General features: G+C 36.4%; 23 protein-coding genes and 1 rRNA gene. 12 read left to right on the forward strand and 12 right to left on the reverse strand.

Annotation, left to right across the window (positions count from 1 at the left end; genetic code table 11):
- A 16S ribosomal RNA gene (locus tag AC22L0_RS20660) occupies positions 1-68 on the reverse strand; the annotation flags it as partial.
- A gap of 404 nt (positions 69-472) precedes the next feature.
- On the opposite strand from AC22L0_RS20660, the gene AC22L0_RS20665 reads away from it, so the two are divergent.
- Both AC22L0_RS20665 and AC22L0_RS20670 read left to right on the forward strand, forming a co-directional pair.
- Positions 473-1,153, forward strand: coding sequence for an MgtC/SapB family protein (locus tag AC22L0_RS20665; protein WP_000386676.1), 681 nt, complete (start codon positions 473-475; stop codon positions 1,151-1,153).
- Positions 1,154-1,245: 92 nt separating this feature from the next.
- The gene (locus AC22L0_RS20670) at positions 1,246-2,241 is read left to right on the forward strand and encodes a potassium channel family protein (RefSeq protein ID WP_087964813.1); all 996 of its coding nucleotides are present in this window, start codon (positions 1,246-1,248) and stop codon (positions 2,239-2,241) included.
- On the opposite strand, the gene AC22L0_RS20675 is transcribed toward AC22L0_RS20670, so the two are convergent.
- Positions 2,228-2,641 (reverse strand): YugN-like family protein, encoded by a 414-nt coding sequence (locus AC22L0_RS20675; protein ID WP_000612334.1) that lies wholly within the window; start codon positions 2,639-2,641, stop codon positions 2,228-2,230. The genes AC22L0_RS20670 and AC22L0_RS20675 overlap by 14 nt on opposite strands.
- A 107-nt stretch (positions 2,642-2,748) precedes the next feature.
- Entirely contained in the window at positions 2,749-4,101 is a 1,353-nt protein-coding gene (locus AC22L0_RS20680; RefSeq protein WP_000103658.1) for a glucose-6-phosphate isomerase, read from the reverse strand.
- A 274-nt stretch (positions 4,102-4,375) separates the two neighbouring features.
- On the opposite strand from AC22L0_RS20680, the gene AC22L0_RS20685 reads away from it, so the two are divergent.
- A complete protein-coding gene (locus AC22L0_RS20685) occupies positions 4,376-4,609 on the forward strand; it encodes a DUF378 domain-containing protein (RefSeq protein ID WP_000105788.1) in 234 nt (77 codons plus the stop codon).
- A 109-nt stretch (positions 4,610-4,718) separates the two neighbouring features.
- On the opposite strand, the gene yugI is transcribed toward AC22L0_RS20685, so the two are convergent.
- The 3 genes from yugI to AC22L0_RS20700 form a co-directional block, all read right to left on the reverse strand.
- Positions 4,719-5,063, reverse strand: a complete 345-nt coding sequence (yugI, locus tag AC22L0_RS20690) for a S1 domain-containing post-transcriptional regulator GSP13 (RefSeq protein ID WP_000003764.1) — start codon at positions 5,061-5,063, stop codon at positions 4,719-4,721.
- A 253-nt stretch (positions 5,064-5,316) separates the two neighbouring features.
- A complete protein-coding gene (locus AC22L0_RS20695; protein WP_016110870.1) occupies positions 5,317-6,507 on the reverse strand; it encodes an aminotransferase in 1,191 nt (396 codons plus the stop codon).
- Positions 6,504-7,001 carry an Lrp/AsnC family transcriptional regulator gene (locus tag AC22L0_RS20700; protein ID WP_135238356.1) on the reverse strand — a complete coding sequence of 166 codons (498 nt, stop codon included), beginning with the start codon at positions 6,999-7,001 and terminating at the stop codon, positions 6,504-6,506. Before AC22L0_RS20700 ends, AC22L0_RS20695 begins: the two co-directional genes overlap by 4 nt.
- Positions 7,002-7,119: 118 nt before the next feature.
- Between AC22L0_RS20700 and AC22L0_RS20705 the strand changes: the two genes are divergently transcribed.
- Together AC22L0_RS20705 and AC22L0_RS20710 are read left to right on the forward strand one after the other, a co-directional pair.
- The gene (locus AC22L0_RS20705; RefSeq protein ID WP_087964809.1) at positions 7,120-8,112 is read left to right on the forward strand and encodes a 2-hydroxyacid dehydrogenase; all 993 of its coding nucleotides are present in this window, start codon (positions 7,120-7,122) and stop codon (positions 8,110-8,112) included.
- Positions 8,113-8,221: 109 nt separating this feature from the next.
- Positions 8,222-9,061, forward strand: coding sequence for an alpha/beta fold hydrolase (locus AC22L0_RS20710; protein ID WP_001015858.1), 840 nt, complete (start codon positions 8,222-8,224; stop codon positions 9,059-9,061).
- Between the two features lie 120 nt (positions 9,062-9,181).
- On the opposite strand, the gene AC22L0_RS20715 is transcribed toward AC22L0_RS20710, so the two are convergent.
- Positions 9,182-9,433 (reverse strand): YugE family protein, encoded by a 252-nt coding sequence (locus AC22L0_RS20715; protein WP_000537645.1) that lies wholly within the window; start codon positions 9,431-9,433, stop codon positions 9,182-9,184.
- A 117-nt stretch (positions 9,434-9,550) separates the two neighbouring features.
- Between AC22L0_RS20715 and AC22L0_RS20720 the strand changes: the two genes are divergently transcribed.
- On the forward strand, positions 9,551-10,702 hold the full coding sequence (locus AC22L0_RS20720) for a MalY/PatB family protein (RefSeq protein WP_087964807.1): 1,152 nt from the start codon (positions 9,551-9,553) through the stop codon (positions 10,700-10,702).
- A 218-nt stretch (positions 10,703-10,920) separates the two neighbouring features.
- Here the strand turns inward: AC22L0_RS20720 and sodC are convergent, their stop codons facing one another.
- Together sodC and AC22L0_RS20730 are read right to left on the reverse strand one after the other, a co-directional pair.
- On the reverse strand, positions 10,921-11,460 hold the full coding sequence (sodC, locus tag AC22L0_RS20725; RefSeq protein ID WP_000746503.1) for a superoxide dismutase [Cu-Zn]: 540 nt from the start codon (positions 11,458-11,460) through the stop codon (positions 10,921-10,923).
- A gap of 68 nt (positions 11,461-11,528) precedes the next feature.
- Positions 11,529-11,705, reverse strand: coding sequence for a hypothetical protein (locus tag AC22L0_RS20730; protein ID WP_000982755.1), 177 nt, complete (start codon positions 11,703-11,705; stop codon positions 11,529-11,531).
- A 164-nt stretch (positions 11,706-11,869) separates the two neighbouring features.
- On the opposite strand from AC22L0_RS20730, the gene kapB reads away from it, so the two are divergent.
- A complete protein-coding gene (gene kapB, locus AC22L0_RS20735; RefSeq protein ID WP_001209340.1) occupies positions 11,870-12,253 on the forward strand; it encodes a kinase-associated lipoprotein KapB in 384 nt (127 codons plus the stop codon).
- Between the two features lie 40 nt (positions 12,254-12,293).
- Here kapB and kapD read toward each other — a convergent pair whose 3' ends face one another.
- Positions 12,294-12,917, reverse strand: a complete 624-nt coding sequence (gene kapD / locus AC22L0_RS20740; RefSeq protein WP_000344358.1) for a 3'-5' exonuclease KapD — start codon at positions 12,915-12,917, stop codon at positions 12,294-12,296.
- A gap of 290 nt (positions 12,918-13,207) precedes the next feature.
- Between kapD and AC22L0_RS20745 the strand changes: the two genes are divergently transcribed.
- Positions 13,208-14,533 carry an ArsB/NhaD family transporter gene (locus AC22L0_RS20745; protein ID WP_000545231.1) on the forward strand — a complete coding sequence of 442 codons (1,326 nt, stop codon included), beginning with the start codon at positions 13,208-13,210 and terminating at the stop codon, positions 14,531-14,533.
- 68 nt (positions 14,534-14,601) lie between these two features.
- Here AC22L0_RS20745 and AC22L0_RS20750 read toward each other — a convergent pair whose 3' ends face one another.
- Positions 14,602-15,069 carry a hypothetical protein gene (locus AC22L0_RS20750; protein ID WP_000390061.1) on the reverse strand — a complete coding sequence of 156 codons (468 nt, stop codon included), beginning with the start codon at positions 15,067-15,069 and terminating at the stop codon, positions 14,602-14,604.
- A 117-nt stretch (positions 15,070-15,186) separates the two neighbouring features.
- On the opposite strand from AC22L0_RS20750, the gene AC22L0_RS20755 reads away from it, so the two are divergent.
- Both AC22L0_RS20755 and AC22L0_RS20760 read left to right on the forward strand, forming a co-directional pair.
- Positions 15,187-15,900, forward strand: coding sequence for a DNA alkylation repair protein (locus AC22L0_RS20755; RefSeq protein ID WP_000553303.1), 714 nt, complete (start codon positions 15,187-15,189; stop codon positions 15,898-15,900).
- 346 nt (positions 15,901-16,246) lie between these two features.
- Complete coding sequence (locus AC22L0_RS20760; protein WP_000287147.1) at positions 16,247-17,623, forward strand: glycine--tRNA ligase; 1,377 nt, start codon at positions 16,247-16,249, stop codon at positions 17,621-17,623.
- A 39-nt stretch (positions 17,624-17,662) separates the two neighbouring features.
- Here the strand turns inward: AC22L0_RS20760 and AC22L0_RS20765 are convergent, their stop codons facing one another.
- Positions 17,663-18,046, reverse strand: coding sequence for a hotdog fold thioesterase (locus AC22L0_RS20765; RefSeq protein ID WP_001140612.1), 384 nt, complete (start codon positions 18,044-18,046; stop codon positions 17,663-17,665).
- 95 nt (positions 18,047-18,141) lie between these two features.
- Between AC22L0_RS20765 and AC22L0_RS20770 the strand changes: the two genes are divergently transcribed.
- Positions 18,142-18,885: a DUF3298 and DUF4163 domain-containing protein gene (locus tag AC22L0_RS20770; RefSeq protein WP_000810318.1), complete on the forward strand. Its 744-nt coding sequence runs from the start codon at positions 18,142-18,144 to the stop codon at positions 18,883-18,885.
- Positions 18,886-18,935: 50 nt separating this feature from the next.
- Positions 18,936-19,529 carry a biotin transporter BioY gene (locus AC22L0_RS20775; protein ID WP_016118807.1) on the forward strand — a complete coding sequence of 198 codons (594 nt, stop codon included), beginning with the start codon at positions 18,936-18,938 and terminating at the stop codon, positions 19,527-19,529.
- Positions 19,530-19,553 lie beyond the last annotated feature (24 nt).

Consider the following 19,553-nt stretch of genomic DNA (forward strand, 5'->3'; position numbering starts at 1 on the left):
CGCTCGACTTGCATGTATTAGGCACGCCGCCAGCGTTCATCCTGAGCCAGGATCAAACTCTCCAATAAAGTTAGTTTGTCTAGCATCTAAAATAAAAATTGACGTTTCACGTTGTTTGTTTCGTTCAGTTTTCAAAGAACTACTTGGTCGCTCATTTGCGACTTCCTTATGTTAACATCTTCGTTTTTCGATGTCAACTAAGTTTTTCAATTTCTTTTTTGTCGTTTTCTGCGTTTCCGCATCAGCGACGGTTATTAATATATCATGGTGAAAAATGAAATGCAACACCTTTTATAAACTTTTTTTAAAACTGCCCACATTTCTTTTTTTATATCATATACTTAAACGAAATATCTCTTTCATGTATGAGCAATTCCTACATATATTTTATATAAAGTTACTCTATCAAAAGACGTTTCTTTCTATAATAAGCGTTTTATTCATATAGCATATCATACAAGGAGGAATATATATGGACTATACCGATTTATTAATCAAACTAGGTCTCTCGGCTATTTTAGGATTTGCCATTGGTTTAGAACGCGAATTAAAACGGAAACCACTTGGTTTAAAAACGTGTTTAGTTATTTCTATTATTAGTTGCCTCCTAACGATTGTTTCTATTAAAGCAGCTTATAACTTACCACATACCGATCATATGAATATGGATCCACTTCGACTCGCCGCTCAAATTGTATCAGGAATTGGTTTTTTAGGTGCTGGCGTAATTTTAAGAAGAGGCAACGATAGCATTGCAGGGCTCACGACTGCCGCTATGATCTGGGGTGCTTCTGGTATTGGTATTGCTGTTGGGGCCGGATTCTATATTGAAGCGATATTCGGAATGTGTTTCCTTATGATTAGTGTCGAACTTATACCACTCGCGATGAAATATGTAGGCCCTAGATCATTTCGTCAACGTGATATCGCTGTGAAACTTGTTGTACGAAATATGGACAATATCCCAATCGTAATTGAAGAAATAAAAGAAATGGATATAAAAGTTAAGAATATGAAGCTTAAAACATTAGAAAACGGTTCTCACTATTTACATCTTAAACTGTCCATTGATCAAAAAAGACATACCGCTGATGTTTACTATGCTCTCCAGCATCTTGAAAGTGTCCAACAAACTGAAGTGGAAAGTATGTAACGTAAAACAAACTCTCTTTAATTAGAGAGTTTTTCTTTTTTCTATAATGGCAACAATGAATGTAGTCCTACAAAGTAAGGAGGAATAGGCAATTGAAATCCCGTCCGAATTTAGTAGATACATTTCGTGATTCCATTATTTTTCGTTTAATTTGTTTTATTATTGTACTGACTGCTTTTTCCGGTTTTCTTATACATAGATTAGAACCTTTTCATTTCACTACATGGTTTGACGGAATTTGGTGGTCAATCGTTACCATTTTTACAGTTGGATATGGCGACTTTGCTCCCCATACGACGATAGGAAAACTAATAGGTATAAGTATTATTTTATTAGGAACTGGCTTTTGTTCTTATTATATGGTGCTGTTTGCTACTGAAATGATTAATAAACAATATATGAAAATTAAAGGTGAAGAAGCCGCTACTTCTAACGGTCATATGATTATCGTTGGCTGGAATGAGCGCGCAAAACATGTTGTAAAGCAAATGCACGTATTACAACCAAACCTTGATATCGTTTTAATTGATGAAACACTTTCTTTACTCCCAAAACCATTTCATCATTTAGAATTTATAAAAGGTTGTCCGCATCACGATCAAACTTTATTAAAGGCTAATATTGCAACGGCACACACCATATTAATAACAGCTGATAAAGAAAAAAACGAAAGCTTAGCGGATACACAGTCCATTTTAAATATTTTAACTGCAAAAGGGCTCAACCCAAACATTCACTGCATCGCTGAACTTCTTACTTCTGAACAAATACAAAATGCAACGAGAGCTGGCGCGTCAGAAATTATAGAAGGAAATAAATTAACGAGCTATGTATTTACCGCTTCTCTTTTATTCCCTTCCATTTCAGGTGTACTATTTTCACTTTACGATGAAATCTCTGATAATAAATTACAACTGATGGAGCTTCCATCGTCCTGCACCGGACAAACTTTTGCCAATTGTAGCTATACTCTTTTAAAGCAAAACATTCTCTTACTAGGTATAAAGCGCGACGAACAATATATGATTAATCCAGTTCATTCCTTTGTTCTCATTGAAAGCGACATACTCATTGTTATTCACCATTAGTAAAATGACGCTCTAATTCTTGCATGAGCACTTTCCCAATATTGATATATTTTCTTTTCACATCTCCATCTGGATCTTTCGGCTCAGCAAATTGATCCATTCCACTTGTTCCAGCTGTTAAAGTATTCACATTATCATCTAGTTCGTCTTGATATACGTGCGAAAGAATATACGGCGTTCCAAGACGAACTATTACGCCTGGTACATCTAGTTCTCCATCAATGGCTGTAAATGGAACTCGTAAAAATTGATACCCATCTTCTTCATCGATTTTGTAATCGAAGCATCCTTTATCATAATCCCAATTACCACCAATGCTATATCCAAGTGGTTTCATAATCTCTTCTAACTTATATAACGCATATGTACGTCCTTCTAAATTTGATTGAATCGGAATCAAGCCCATCCCTCCTAGACTTTTCCTTTAGCATACCCACTTTAGTTTGAATATACTGATGGACTTTTCGATAAAATAATAAAAAGCGACCGGATTCCGGTCGCTTTTTATTATTTTAAACGCTCTTCTAATTCTGCTTTTAATTCTTCAAATCCTGGTTTACCAAGTAAAGCAAACATGTTTTTCTTATATGCTTCTACTCCAGGTTGGTCAAATGGATTCACGCCTAATAAGTAGCCGCTCATCGCACATGCTTTTTCGAAGAAGTATACAAGGTAACCGAATGTGTACTCATTTAATTCAGGAATATTGACGATTAAGTTTGGTACTCCCCCGTCGCTATGTGCAAGTAATGTACCTTCGTATGCTTTTGTGTTTACGAAGTCTACAGTTTCACCAGCAAGGTAGTTTAATCCGTCTAAATCGTTTTCTTCTGATTCGATTGTTAGTTCATGTGTAGATTTACCTACTTTAAGAACTGTTTCAAATAAGTCACGACGACCTTCTTGAACGTATTGACCTAATGAGTGTAAATCAGTTGAGAAGTTTGCTGAAGATGGGAAAATACCTTTTTGATCTTTTCCTTCACTTTCACCAAATAACTGTTTCCACCACTCAGCGAAGTATTGAAGTGCTGGTTCATAGTTAACAAGCATTTCAATTGTTTTTCCTTTATTGTATAAAGCGTTACGAACTACTGCATATTGGTAAGCTGGATTTTCTTCTAGTTCTGATGTTCCGAAGTCATCACGACCAGCAGCTGCACCTTTCATCATCTCTTCAATATTTAAGCCACTTACTGCGATTGGTAATAAACCAACTGGCGTTAATACAGAGAAACGACCTCCAACATCATCTGGAATAACAAATGTTTCGTAACCTTCGTTATCAGCTAATGTTTTTAATGCACCACGCGCTTTATCTGTAGTTGCATAAATACGTTTGCGAGCTTCTTCTTTTCCATACTTTTCTTCTAATAACTTACGGAAGATACGGAATGCTAGTGCTGGCTCTGTTGTTGTACCTGATTTGGAAATAACGTTAATAGAGAAGTCTTTACCTTCTAATACGTCCATTAAATCTTTCATGTAAGTGGAGCTAATGTTTTGTCCAACAAATAGCACTTGTGGAGTTTTACGTTGTTCTTTAGAAAGCGTGTTGTAGAAAGAATGGTTTAACATTTCGATTGCTGCACGTGCTCCTAAGTAAGAACCACCGATACCTACAACAAGTAAAATGTCAGAGTCATTTTTAATTTTTTCTGCGCATTTTTGAATGCGAGCAAATTCTTCTTTGTCATATTGAAGCGGAAGGTCTACCCACCCAAGGAAATCGTTCCCAGCTCCAGTTTTTTCGTGGATTGCGTGATGTGTTACTTTCACTGCATCACGTAAATAAGTGATTTCATGTTCACCGATGAAGGATAACGCTTTAGAATAGTCGAACGTTACATGTGTACTCATCTTTTTCCCTCCAATTATGGATATGTATTTCTGTATTCACTTTAGCGAAACTGAAGTTGTAAATCAAGCGATTCAAACATTGTAAACGTAACCAATATATATTTTTTAGAAAAAGTTCATTTTTTGCATAAAAATTCGCATTTTTCGGTATAGATGTATATACATCTTCTTTCAAACATTTTTTATGTATAAAAACAACATAACTACCCCATTCTATAAAAGAGTTAATTAACTCATCGCTTGCTCATGCTTCACAATTAAGGGGGGCTTTTTCATGAGTACTTTACAACGTATCGCATTAGTCTTTACTGTAATTGGCGCTGTGAACTGGGGACTAATCGGGTTTTTCCAGTTTGACTTAGTAGCAGCCATTTTCGGTGGACAAAATTCAGCTCTTGCACGTATTATTTACGGCATCGTTGGTATATCTGGGCTTATCAACCTTGGTTTACTGTTTAAACCATCTGAAAATCTTGGTACGCACCCAGAAACAAACGAAATTCGATAATCAGTATGTCCTTTCACCTCCGACATACGAATATGATTGCATGCAATCATATTTGCAAATATATATCATAAGATAAAGTAAAAGAGGAACGCTCATATGCGTTCCTCTTTTACTTTGTTAACTCGGACTCTTCAATCCATTCTGCCAACTTTTCTCGCAGCGTATTAAATCCGTTTTCAGATGGGTTCGGTATAAGAATCCTTCCTTGTTTTCTTTTCGCCGCTTTTAACGATAAACTCATTTTTCTGTGCTCTTCATCAATTGAAAGTACCTTTACTTCTACTGTATCGCCGACCTTTAAAAAGTCATGAATATCCTTTACATATCCATTTGTAATTTCAGATATATGCACAAGCCCTTGTGTTTCTGCATCTAACGCTACAAACGCACCGTAATCTTGAATTCCAGTCACTTTCCCTGTTACAACCACTCCTGTTGTATATTGTTCTGACATATGAAACACTCCCATACGTTTACCATTCTCTCTACAATTATAGAGAGCAAAGCAGATATATTTATTTTAAATATCCGATTGGTTAGTACGCATTCTAGATAACGTTATCTAGAATGCGTATACCTTATATTAGTAAATTATACCACTATGACAGAACTCATTCAAAATTCATGAAAAATTTCCCTTAAAGAAGTATAATTATCCAATATTGGGATAGACTACTAACACATGGCTTTCTAGTATTCCCCCCCTTTTATGGACAAAACGTATTACGTTTTGTCCTTTTTTTATTCTCTACAAACCGTTCCATTCTCTTCATTGCTTCCATAAGTTGTTCAAGCGATGTTGCATAAGAACAACGAATAAAACCTTCACCACTTTCGCCAAATACGCTACCAGGGACAACAGCCACTTTTTCTTCCAGCAATAACTGTTCTGCAAATTCCGCTGAAGATAATCCTGTTGAAGATATAGAAGGGAAAACATAAAATGCTCCGCCTGGCACATGACACGTTAAGCCCATTTCATTGAAAGATTTCGTCATGAAGTTACGACGCTTCTTATAACTATCTCTCATTCGAATCACTTCATCGTTCCCTGCGCGTAACGCCTCAAGTGCTGCAAACTGAGACATCGTCGGTGCACACATCATTGAATACTGATGGATTTTGAGCATTAATTCTGAAAATTGAACAGGAGCTGCAATCATACCGAGACGCCATCCTGTCATCGCAAACCCTTTTGAAAATCCCGAAATTAAAATCGTATGCTCACGCATATTTTTAATACTCGCGAAACTTGTATATACTTCGTCGTATACAAGCTCTGCATAAATTTCATCAGATAATACAATTAGATTGTACTTCTCAACAATCACTGCTATTTCTTCAAGCTCGGATTTATTTAGCATTGCACCTGTCGGGTTATTTGGTGAACAAAGCAAAATCGCCTTTGTTTTCGCTGTAATAACTGCTTCAATTTGTTCTGGTAGTACTTTAAACTCGTTTTCTAAAGTAGTCGCCACAGGAACCGGAACTCCTCCAGCTAATGTCACAAGTGGTGCATAAGAAACGAAGCTTGGTTCAATAATGAGCACTTCATCATCAGGATTTATAATGGCGCGCATCGCTACATCTAACGCCTGGCTCGCTCCAACTGTAACAATGATTTCATCACTTGGGTCATAAGATACTGCAAATTGTTTTTTTAGATACTTTGCTATTTCTTGACGGAGCTCTAATAATCCTGCATTTGCTGTATATGACGTATACCCTTGTTGCAAAGAACGAATACATGCTTGCCTTACATTCCAAGGGGTAACAAAATCTGGCTCTCCTACCCCGAGGGAAATAACACCTTTCATATTTGCTGCTAAATCAAAAAATTTTCGAATACCAGATGGTTTTAAAGATTCTGCTGATCTAGATAGTTCAAATTGCTTCATGGTGTCACCACAATTCGCTTATCATCATCGTCTTTTTCATAAATAACACCCTCATGTTTATACTTCTTCAAAATGAAATGAGTAGTTGTAGAAACGACAGATTCAATTGTTGCTAATTTCTCAGAAACAAACATCGCTACTTCCCCCATCGTTTTCCCTTCTAATGTAATAGAAAGATCATATGTCCCTGACATTAAATAAACGGATTTCACTTCTGAATAACGATAAATTTGCTCAGCAACCGCATCAAATCCAACGCCGTGCTTTGGCGTAACTTTCACATCGATCATTGCCGTTAAACCTGTATGTTCTTTCACTTTCGTCCAATCGATATGTGTTACATAATCCACAATAATCTTTTCATTTTCTAATCTCGCAACCATCTTCTTTACTTCTTCTACTTCTATATTTAACAGCTTCGCTAATGTATCTACAGATAATCGACTACTCTTTTCAAGACAAACTAATAATTCTAATTCTTTTTCTGTCACCATATAAATCATCCTTCCTTTTCGTTTGTGTCTAAATTATACAAATACCCTTTCAAGTTTGAAAAGAAGATTTTTCTATTGAATTATGTCAAAATAAAGTGAAACTTTAATCAGCGGAAAAATGCGGGATAAAGCGAAAGGGGATGGAACCGTGAAACCAAAAGTTTATATTGCTGAACCAGTTCCAACATTTGTAGAAAACTATTTATCAGAACACTGTGATTATGAAAAATGGGATCAAAATGAGAAAGTACCTCGTGATATTCTATTAGAGAAAATACAAGATAAAGATGGGTTATTAAATTTCGGATCTGCTATTAATGAAGAATTACTGACAGTAGCTCCTAACTTAAAAGTAGTGAGCAACATTTCTGTCGGTTACGATAATTTTGATTTACAAGCGATGAAAAACCGAAATGTTATCGGAACAAATACACCATACGTATTAGATGATACAGTAGCTGATCTCGTTTTCGCCCTTATGCTATCAGCTGGGCGCCGCGTTTGCGAACTCGATTCTTACGTGAAAAATGGTGAATGGAACGCTGAAATCGGAAAAGAACACTTCGGACTAGATGTACACCATAGCACAATTGGTATTATCGGTATGGGCCGAATTGGAGAAGCCGTTGCAAAACGAGCAAAATTCGGATTTGATATGAATGTTCTTTACTATAACCGCCGTCGTAAAGAAGAAGCTGAACAAAAATTCGATGCTACATATTGTGATTTACAGACGCTACTGAATCAGTCTGACTTTATTGTTCTTCTTACTCCATTAACAGATGAAACATATCATCTTATCGGAGAAAAGGAATTTTCATTAATGAAAGACACAGCAATCTTCATTAATGCTTCTCGCGGCAAAACAGTAGATGAAAAAGCGTTAATCCATGCTTTAACAGAAAAGAAAATCTTTGCAGCAGGTATCGATACATTTACACAAGAGCCGATTCAAAAAGATAATTCACTCTTATCATTACAAAATGTTGTGACTTTACCACATATCGGATCTGCAACATTAAAAACTCGTCAGCAAATGGCCATGACCGCCGCTGAAAATTTAGTTGCAGGGTTACAAGGAAAAACACCGCCTAATATTGTTCGCGGGTAATACTGAATAAACGAAAGGCAAGATGACATCGTCATCTTGCCTTTTTTTGTTAACATATTTTCTTCTTCCTTGGAGATGATATGAACAAAAATCAATGGAGTGACAAAAAATGAATCATAAATATACTTGTCCTTATTTCACTTTTTCCACTCGCGGCACTACTGTTCATTACGAATTGTATGAACATGATAATAAAACAGAACGTCCTACTTTCATACTCGTTCACGGCTTTTTATCTTCCTCATTCAGTTACCGCCGTCTAATTCCTTTACTATCGAAGGAAGGAACAGTCATTGCTCTTGATTTGCCACCGTTCGGAAAAAGTGATAAGTCTCATCTGTTTAAGTATTCTTATCACAATTTAGCAACGATTATTATTGATTTAATTGAACATTTATCTCTCTCAAACATTGTATTAGTTGGGCATTCTATGGGTGGGCAAATTTCTCTCTATGTAAACCGTATACGTCCTGAACTCATTTCAAAGACGATTTTACTATGTAGCTCGAGCTATTTAGCGCGCGCAACCTTACCTTTACTATACTCTTCTTATTTACCGTTCTTTCATTTATACGTAAAGAACTGGATTATAAGGCGCGGCATTGTTCATAACTTAATGAATGTCGTTCATGATCACTCATTAATTGACGATGAAATGAAAAAAGGTTACTCCGCTCCTTTTTATGACGACCGTATATTTCCCGCTTTAACTCGCATGATACGAGACCGTGAAGGTGACTTATCTTCAACTGAATTACAAAAAATCGAAACACCTATCCTACTCATTTGGGGTGAAAAAGACCGCGTCGTCCCTGTACATGTAGGTCATCGTCTACACAAAGATTTACCGAATTCAAAATTTATTTCTTACGAAAATACAGGACATTTACTACCTGAAGAAAAGCCTGAACATGTTTATGAAGAAATTATCGCTTTTTCCGCGCAATAAAATGAAACTTTAATCAGCCTCCACCTAACTTCTTTGCTTCCGCTAAATTTTGAGGTGAAGGTCTTACTACCCAGCAAATAGCGGGATAATATAAAAAAGGCTGTCGGAAATCCCGACAGCCTATAATGAACAGCTTCCGCCTTCTTTTATTACAAGTAATTCCACAGCTAATTTCTCACATTTTTCAAGCGCAGGTACTTCCTCAAAAGACATAAAGTATATATGTTGAATCTTCTTTGCGATATATTTTGGATCGTCAAACACACTTATGACGCTCACAACATCGCTCGCTTCTGTTTCATAAAACTCCGGTCCCATTTGAAACGGATCCCAATTCTTCACAACCTCTATCATCTTTTCATATGTACCCATTCGCTTCCCGCCTTTTCACTTTTTAATACTTTTCTTTATCCTATCACATCAGCTATTCTATAAGAAGAGAGAGAACTTTCATAACTTATTGGTTTTACAGAAGAAGGGAGCAAACTTATGCAACTATTTCATAAAGCAATCAATCGACGTGGAACGCATAGTATAAAATGGGATACATATAAAAACGAAGAACTTATCCATGCTTGGATTGCTGATATGGATTTTGAAGTACCAAAACCAATTCAAACTGCCTTAAAACAACGAATCGAACATCCGATTTTTGGCTATACACTTCCTCCCGAAAATATTGGAGATATTATTTGTAACTGGACAAAACAACAATACGACTGGGATATTCAAAAAGAATGGATTGTCTTTAGCGCCGGAATCGTTCCAGCTCTTAGTACGAGCATACAGGCTTTCACCAAAGAAAACGAATCTGTTCTCGTACAACCACCTATTTATCCTCCATTTTTTGAAATGGTCACAACAAACAACAGGCAGTTATGCGTGAGTCCATTACAGAAACAAAATGATACATATGTGATAGACTTCAAGCATTTAGAAAAGCAGTTTCAGCAAGGCATCAAACTCATGCTTCTTTGTAGCCCTCATAACCCAATCGGACGCGTTTGGACGAAAGAGGAACTTGTGCAGCTCGGATCGTTATGTACTAAATATGACGTAATCGTTGTGGCGGATGAAATTCATTCCGATATCATTTATGCAGACCATACACATACACCGTTCGCTTCCTTATCTGAAGAATTAGCAGAGCGCACTATCACTTGCATGGCTCCAAGTAAAACATTTAATATCGCTGGATTACAAGCGTCGATCATTATCATTCCAAACGAAAAGCTCCGTCATGCCTTTACAGCTATCCAGTATAGACAAGGCTTCCACGGGTTAAATATCTTCGCTTATACAGCGATGCAAAGCGCCTATACAGAATGTAATGATTGGCTAAACGAAATTCGATTATATATAGAAGATAATGCTCAATTTGCTTGTGAATATATTAAAACTCACATACCTGCTCTTTCCGTAACGAAGCCAGAAGGTAGCTTTTTATTATGGATTGATTGTTCTCGTCTAAAGCTTTCTCAAAACGAGCGTACCGCACTACTTGAGGAAAAAGGAAAAATCATCGTTGAACCTGGTGAGAAATACGGGTTAGGTGGCGAAGAACATATTCGAATTAACATCGGCTGTCCACGATCTGTTTTAGAAGAAATTTTAAACAGACTGCGTCATACGTTTTCATAATAAGAAAGGAGTCTGCCCCTAATCATTCTTGGGCAGACTCCTTTATCATATTTTGTCGGTAAGTCGATATATTTCAATAATCGCTGATATATTTCAAGTTACGGTCGATATATTCCAATAATCGCCGATATAATTTGAGTTACAGTCGATATATTCCAATAATCGCTGATATATTTTCAATTACATTTCACAAAGGAAGCTACCATTCACGGTAGCTTTTACTTTTTCTTCATATCCGATGCTTTTTTTACAATTACGCCACAAGCAATTCGATCCCCTGATTTACCTGTCGGTTGAGTCATACCATCATCAGGGTTTTCTGTAATAATAATAGACGCTCCATCTTTTCTATGAATCGTCGTTTTCCCTTCTTCAAGTGTAATGTGAGGTGCATCGATTTCTGCTTTAATCTTTCCAGAACCATCTGCAACTACGTTCGGTAAATCACCGTTTTCTGCACCCTTCGGATTAAGGAGTCCATGCTTTTTATTATCAGGATTAAAATGATTCCCAGATGATTCAAATCGTGGTGCTTTACACTCACCAATTTCGTGCACATGTATGCCGTGCGGGCCTGGCGTGAAACCTTCCCCTTTAATCTTAATTTTCACTCCGCTTGTTTGCTGAGTTACTTTCGCAGTCCCCACTTCATCACCTGAAGCATTATGTAATTTCACGTCAATTTCTTTCGGCTTTCCTTGGTCACAACCTGCCATCAGAAATAGTAAACAACAACTGAAAAAAAGCCGTTTTTTCATTTTATTCCCTCCAAAATATATTCTGCCCTTAGATTGTCCGAGCATAGAAGGAAACATACAAAAATGAGTTACTGTTTCTTTTCAGCTAATAGTTTTTCTTCAACTTTCTGTAATCGGTCTGCTTCTCTTTTTGATATACGAATGAACATACGCCACGTGGCAATAGCACCGATAATAAATAGAACGCAAACAATCCCCGGAATAATATATTCTGTTTTATCTTCCGGAAAATATAAAGGCATCATATAGAACACTCCTTATTATAGGATTTATAAAACATCAGAATTTTCTGTTATATCATTTTAAATTATAGTGCAACCTACCCATATTCTCAAGGGGCGTTCTGAAAACGAAGGATTTCTTTGACTCCTTCCCTCACTTTCCTTACTATAAACTTGAGGTGAAAAATATGAGAGAAACATTTGAAATTGGTGAAATCGTTACTGGTATTTATAAAACAGGAAAATACATTGGCGAGGTTACAAATAGCCGCCCTGGCAGTTACGTCGTAAAAGTATTAGCTGTTTTAAAACATCCGGTGCAAGGTGACTTACATAACGTAAAACAAGCTGACGTACCATTTTTCCACGAAAGACGTGCTTTAGCTTTTCGTGAGCAAACGAACATTCCAGAACAAATGGTGAAGAAATATGAAGGAGAAATTCCGGATTATACAGATTCACTAAAATTAGCATTAGAAACTCAAATGAATTCATTTTCTGAAGATGATTCACCTTTTGCAGAGCGTAGTCTAGAAACATTAGAACAGTTAAAGAAAGACTACAAACTCTAAAAAACAAAACGACCAAATTACATAATGTGCAATTTGGTCGTTACTGTGTGCTCACTTTCTTTAACACTTTTGAAAAATCAACAAGTTCTCCTAATGTTGGAGGTGCTGGTTTTACTAAATACTCTTTATCTTTTTCTACTAGTTTAAAAATGTTGTACGTCGTCATTGCATCATCAAGCGCACAATGATGCTTCCCTGTCCCTACTTTTCCATACGCCTCAATTGCTTTCCATAATCCTGTTTGATTTCTTTCTCCAAAAAACTTCTTATACTCAAGCGATAAATCACGACACTGTCCGAAGAATGGAAAAGCTATCCCTGCCATTTCACAATTATGCTTCAGCACTTTCATATCCATATTTCCCCACGTTACAATTGTCGGTTTACATTTCGTTTCGTATTCTGAAAGCTTCTTAACGAGTTCAGGAAATGAAATCCCTTTATCCACGACTTCTTGTTTTATTCCTAAAAACTTCTTACATCGATCCGTTAAAGAGGGAAATGTTTTCGGCCTAACATGTGATGAATACGTATCTTCTACCTTACAGCCAGCAACTGAAACGAGTCCTACCTCAATAATCTCTGGAAAAAATCCTTTCGGTTTCTTTCTATGCTGGGGCATCGTAAACTCAAAGTCTAAAAATAAAAATCGTTGTTCATCCATACGATCCCTTCCTTATCATTTTTGTCATTCCTTTCTATTTGACACTCCTACACGAACAAGCTCGAATGCTAATTCCATTTTAAATATTCAGATTGGATGTATCTTATATATATGTCAAATGCCCACAAATATTTTAAAAAATAAGAAAAAATGACCTATGCAGAAAATATGACAAAATCTCTCCTTTCATTTACATCCGCCATTTTCCTACTTTATAATGACGTTATGTGTGTTTCTTCTAGAGCATTTTTGACACACTAAGAAAAAGTGAATGAAAGGAGATGAGATTTTTGCACGAAACAACGCAAGAACTCGCTAACTGGCAGTATTATTTTGCTATCGCAGTCTTTTTAATTACATATGCCATTATTATTTCTGAAAAAATTAATCGCGCTGTCATCGCACTTCTTGGTGCAGCACTCATGGTAATTGTGGGGGTCGTCGATTTACATAACGCCTTTACGAAACATATTGAATGGGGAACGATTACGCTACTCATCGGTATGATGATTTTGGTGAACATTACGAGTAAATCAGGTGTCTTCCAATACGTTGCCATTAAAGCAGCAAAAGGGGCACAAGGAAATCCAATTAAAATTTTAATTTCACTTTCCTTACTTACCGCGCTTGGCTCCGCATTTTTAGATAACGTTACAACTGTACTTCTTGTTGTTCCAGTTACTTTATCTATTACGCGCATACTGCAAGTAAATCCTGTTCCTTATTTACTTTCTGAAATTATTTTTTCAAACATTGGAGGAACAGCAACATTAATTGGTGATCCACCTAACATTATGATTGGTTCTGCAAATAAGCATTTAGACTTCAATGCTTTCCTATTGAATCTAGCACCAATTGTAATTATTATTATTGCAGTTACAGCGATAATACTTTACTTCATGTATCGCAAACAATTAATTGCCGATCCTGTACAAGTTAAAAAATTAATGAGCTTAGATGAAAAACAGTACATTAAAGACCCAGTATTAATGAAAAAATCTTTAACGGTACTTGGACTTACGATTGTAGGTTTCATGACTCATTCTATTTTCCATATCGATGCCGCTATTATCGCCTTAACTGGTGCTACTGTACTTATGTTAATTGGTGTGAAAGAACATGAAATTGAAGAAGTATTTGCAAGCGTAGAGTGGGTAACAATCTTCTTCTTCGCAGGGTTATTCGTACTTGTTGGAGGACTTATCGATATCGGTCTTATCAAAATGTTAGCTCAAAAAGTAATTGGTATAACAGGCGGAGATATTTCTTACGCATCCATCCTTATTTTATGGGTATCTGGTATCGCCTCTGCAACAATTGATAACATCCCATTCGTCGCAACAATGATTCCACTTATTAACGATATGGCAGTTGGGCTAGGCTTATCACCATCTGACGCACAAATCGATGTATTATGGTGGGCATTAGCACTAGGTGCTTGTCTGGGCGGAAACGGAACATTAATCGGAGCTTCTGCTAACGTAATCGTTGCAGGTATCGCGAGCCGCGAAGGACATAAATTTAGTTACATGGACTTCCTAAAAGTCGGTTTCCCAATTATGATCGTTTCATTAATCATTTCTCACATTTATATTTATTTACGCTACCTTATGTAGTAGAAAAAGCGCTCTGATAATCAGGGCGCTTTTTTACTTATAGCTACTTATCAACAAAAATGAAAAATCTACTCTTTATATCTCACCGGTTCATTTCGAATAATAAATAAGTGAATCGGTAAGAACACCGAAAATGTGATTACATGAATAATCGTAAATAATATAGAGTTCGTTCCGTATCTGTCTAAAATAGCGTAGATAAGATAAATGGACAATACAATCGATACAGCTGTTGCTAGTAAACTTATAATTGGTACGAAATTAAAAATGAAACATGCAACATATATGCCGAATACTTTCCACCCTGCTTCTTCTTTCAAAAAATCTGGTAATTTATCTTTCGCTAAGTCCCCCCACGTCTTACTATTCAAAAACGGAATAAACGCAAGCACCCCGTCCGTTGCACCATCATTTTTCGCCATCGAATAAAGTGCAAAAGCCGTTAACAAATATGAAATAATTGCCCAAATCAATATAACAAGAATAAACGCAAAACTAAGAGCAAAGAAACCTGCTAGTACGCCTTGATCCTCCATCTTATCCTCTCCTCTCTACTTTCAACATATTTCATTACATTGCAAGTTATGTTTTAAAATTTATCCAAACTCTTTGTATAATAAGAGAAGAAAGAGAATAAGAGAGGAGAAACACGTATGCATCCATTTGTAAAAGCATTACAAGAGCATTTTACAGCTCATCAAAATCTTGAAAAAGCAGAACCCATGGCTCGTTATATGAAAAATCACTTCCCATTTCTAGGTATTCAAACACCGGAAAGACGCCAATTATTAAAAGACATCATTCAAATACATACTCTCCCAGATAAAAGAGACTTCCAAATTATCGTACGTGAACTTTGGGACTTACCAGAACGTGAATTCCAAGCGGCTGCACTTGATATTATGCAAAAATATAAAAAGCATATAAACGAAACACATATCCCCTTCTTAGAAGAATTGATTGTAACAAAATCTTGGTGGGACACTGTCGATAGCATCGTACCTACATTTTTAGGTAATATCTTTTTACAACATCCAGAATTGATTTCTGCCTATATCCCAAAATGGATTGCATCAGATAACATTTGGTTACAACGTGCCACTATTTTATTCCAACTCAAATATAAACAAAAGATGGATGAAGAACTTCTTTTCTGGATTATTGGACAACTACATTCTTCAAAAGAATTTTTCATTCAAAAAGCAATTGGCTGGGTCCTTCGTGAATATGCAAAAACAAATCAGGATGTAGTTTGGGAATACGTGCAAAACAATGAGCTCGCTCCATTAAGTAAGCGTGAAGCAATTAAGCATATTAAGCAAAATTACGGAATAAATAATGAAAAAATAGGCGAGACTCTATCATAGATAGACGCGTTCCTCTATTGAGATTTAAAAAAGAACGTGTTAGAATATGTTCATTATTATTAATATAAGTAGCGATGACGGACTTATAAGTACTTGCATAAAAAGCGATTCAGGGATAGTGAAAGCCTGAAGACGCAAGGAAACGGCAGTCTCGAGCAATACATGATAAAGTGGATGCACCTTTTGTGTATCAACTAGGGTGGAACCGCGGGCAAACGCTCGTCCCTAGGCAAATAAGCCTTGGGATGAGCGTTTTTTTATGTTCTTTTTAACATATACTGCCCGTTTCCAAAGTATCAGAGTATGTCATCGCCAATACGTTAACTTTCAAAAGGAGGATTTTCTTATGTATTCAATGGAACAAGTTGTAAACTTAGCGAAACATCGCGGTTTTGTTTTCCCTGGTTCTGAAATTTACGGTGGTCTTGCAAACACTTGGGATTACGGTCCACTTGGAATCGAATTAAAAAATAATGTTAAAAAAGCTTGGTGGAAAAAATTCATTCAAGAATCTCCACACAACGTTGGTTTAGACGCAGCTATTTTAATGAACCCTAAAACTTGGATCGCTTCTGGTCACGTTGGTAACTTCAACGATCCAATGATCGACTGTAAAAAATGTAAAGCTCGTCACCGTGCTGACAAATTAATTGAGGATGCTTTAGATGCAAAAGGCATCGAAATGGTTGTTGACGGTCTTACTTTCGACCAAATGGCTGACTTAATGAAAGAACATGAAGTAAAATGTCCTGATTGCGGTAGTGAAGAATTTACTGAAATACGTCAGTTCAACTTAATGTTCAAAACATTCCAAGGTGTTACAGAGTCTAGCACAAACGAAATCTTCCTTCGTCCTGAAACAGCACAAGGTATTTTCGTAAACTTCAAAAACGTTCAACGCTCTATGCGTAAAAAGCTTCCATTTGGTATCGGCCAAATCGGTAAGAGTTTCCGTAACGAAATCACACCTGGTAACTTCACATTCCGTACACGTGAATTTGAACAAATGGAACTTGAATTCTTCTGTAAGCCTGGTGAAGATTTAGAGTGGTTCGCATTCTGGCGTGAAACTTGTAAAAACTGGTTACTTTCACTTGGTATGTCTGAAGAGAGCATGCGTCTTCGTGACCACGGTGAAGAAGAGTTATCTCACTACAGTAATGCAACAACTGACATTGAATTCAAATTCCCATTCGGTTGGGGCGAACTTTGGGGCGTTGCATCTCGTACAGACTTCGACTTAAAACGTCACATGGAACACTCAAACGAAGACTTTAACTATATCGATCCACAAACGAATGAGCGTTACGTACCATACTGCATCGAGCCATCTTTAGGCGCAGACCGCGTAACATTAGCATTCTTATGTGATGCATATGAAGAAGAGCAATTAGAAAACGATTCTCGTACAGTTCTTCGTTTCCACCCTGCTTTAGCACCATACAAAGCAGCTATCTTACCATTATCTAAAAAGCTATCTGAAGGTGCTACTGAAGTATTCGCAGAATTAGCTAAAGACTTCATGGTAGACTTTGATGAAACTGGTTCTATCGGTAAACGTTACCGTCGTCAAGACGAAATCGGTACACCATTCTGTATCACATACGACTTCGACTCAGTTGAAGACAAAGCTGTTACAGTACGTGACCGTGACACAATGGAACAAGTTCGTATGCCAATTAGCGAACTAAAAGGTTTCTTAGAGAAGAAAATCCAGTTCTAATTATAAGAAAAAGAGGCTGCTCATAAGAGCGCCTCTTTTTTATTTTTCACGTTTTTCTTTAATTGCTACTGTACATCTTGATATACATAGTAAATCATCATTTTCATCAATAATGCGAACATCCCAAACCATTGTCGATTGTCCTCTATGTATTGGTGTTCCAATCGCTGTTACAATTCCATCTTTCTTTGAGCGAATGTGGTTCGCATTAATTTCTAATCCGAAACAAATACATTTTTCTTGATCAATTAAATTATATGAACCAACACTTGCCACTGTTTCTGCTAATGCAACCGATGCACCACCATGTAAAAATCCAAATGGCTGATGCGTACGCTCATCAACAGGCATCGTAGCAACCACCTTATCTTCTGTCATCTCTAACAACTCAATTCCAAGTGAATCCATTAAAGTTTTTGCCATATCGCTTCCCCCTTCTCTTACTTTAATTAAATGTATAATTTTACCTATTTATTTTCAAACTACTTATAACACTTATATAAGGAGGCTTCACCTAAATGAAACAGAAATTTTGTATATTACTGCTTATGTTCTCCTTGCTGACTATTGTACCAAATTGTGCAATAACAGCCAAAGCATCTAACCTGACAATCGATGTTAAGACTGTAACGCAAAAAGGTAAGAAACCTTATATAGAATATCAAATAAACAGGCCTTCTTTTCACGAATTTTCTGACTCTAAATTTCAAAATAAACTCAATTTATACTACAAAAAATCCACTGACAAATTTAAAACCAAATTAGAAAAAGAAGCAAAAAAATATTATAAAGAGACAGAAGGATCTAGTACACCATTTCATCCGTACGTAGCAAATGTTGATTATAAAGTCTCTTTAAACAAACCACCTTTTCTTAGCCTATATGTGAATTACTATCAATATACTGGTGGAGCACACGGTCTTTATACGTGGAAGGCAAATACATTCGATTTAAACGAAAAAAAGGTACTGCACTTAGACGATTTATTTGAACAAAAGGATAAATATAAAGATGTAATCCGTGCGGAGATTGTACGACAAATTAAACAAAATGAAAGCATTTATTTTCCTGATGCAACTGAAAAAGTAATGAGTATGAAAAAATTCCACTTCTTTTTAGAGCCAGACAATCTCGTCATTTATTTCCCTTTATATGAGATTGCTCCCTATTCAAGTGGAATTCCGCAATTTCGTATTCCATATACGTTGCTAAGAGACTATTTAAAGCCTTCTTATCAAAATATTTTGATTGACAACAAGTAAATATTTTCGCTACGATAATGTTAACCTAAAAACAACAGGAGGTTAACATTATGAGAAGATTTCATGTTTTAGATTTAGCATTAGCTGCCATGTTCGTTGCTCTTATGGCAATCGGTGCAAATATTGTATCTTGGGCACCATTCCTTCAAGTAGCAGGCATCCCATTATCTATGCAACCATTTTTCGCAATTTTAGCAGGTCTTCTTCTTGGAAGTAGACTTGGTGCCTTATCCATGACTGTATATATGCTCGTTGGCGTAGCCGGCGCACCAATCTTCGCTAACTTCAAAGCTGGATTTGGAGCACTTTTAGATCCTACTGGTGGTTTTATTATCGCATTTATTATCGTTGCTTACGTATCCGGAAAACTAGTAGAACAAAAAGAAAGACCAACATTCATTACATTTGCAGTTGCCTCTTTCACAGGAATTATTTTAACTTATATAATCGGTACTACTTACATGTACGGGGCAGTCAATCTCTTTATGGGCGGTAATATGAGCTATAAAGCTGCTTGGATGATTATGATGTGGTTTGCAGTAAAAGATATTGCATTTACAATTATCGGTGCTATTATCGCACCTCGCATATATTATGCTGTGCGTCGTTCTGCTTATCAGCATTCTCATTCGACGATTTCATAATAAAAAAATGAGTTATTTCAGTAT

The organism is Bacillus sp. LQ01 (assembly GCF_057624735.1).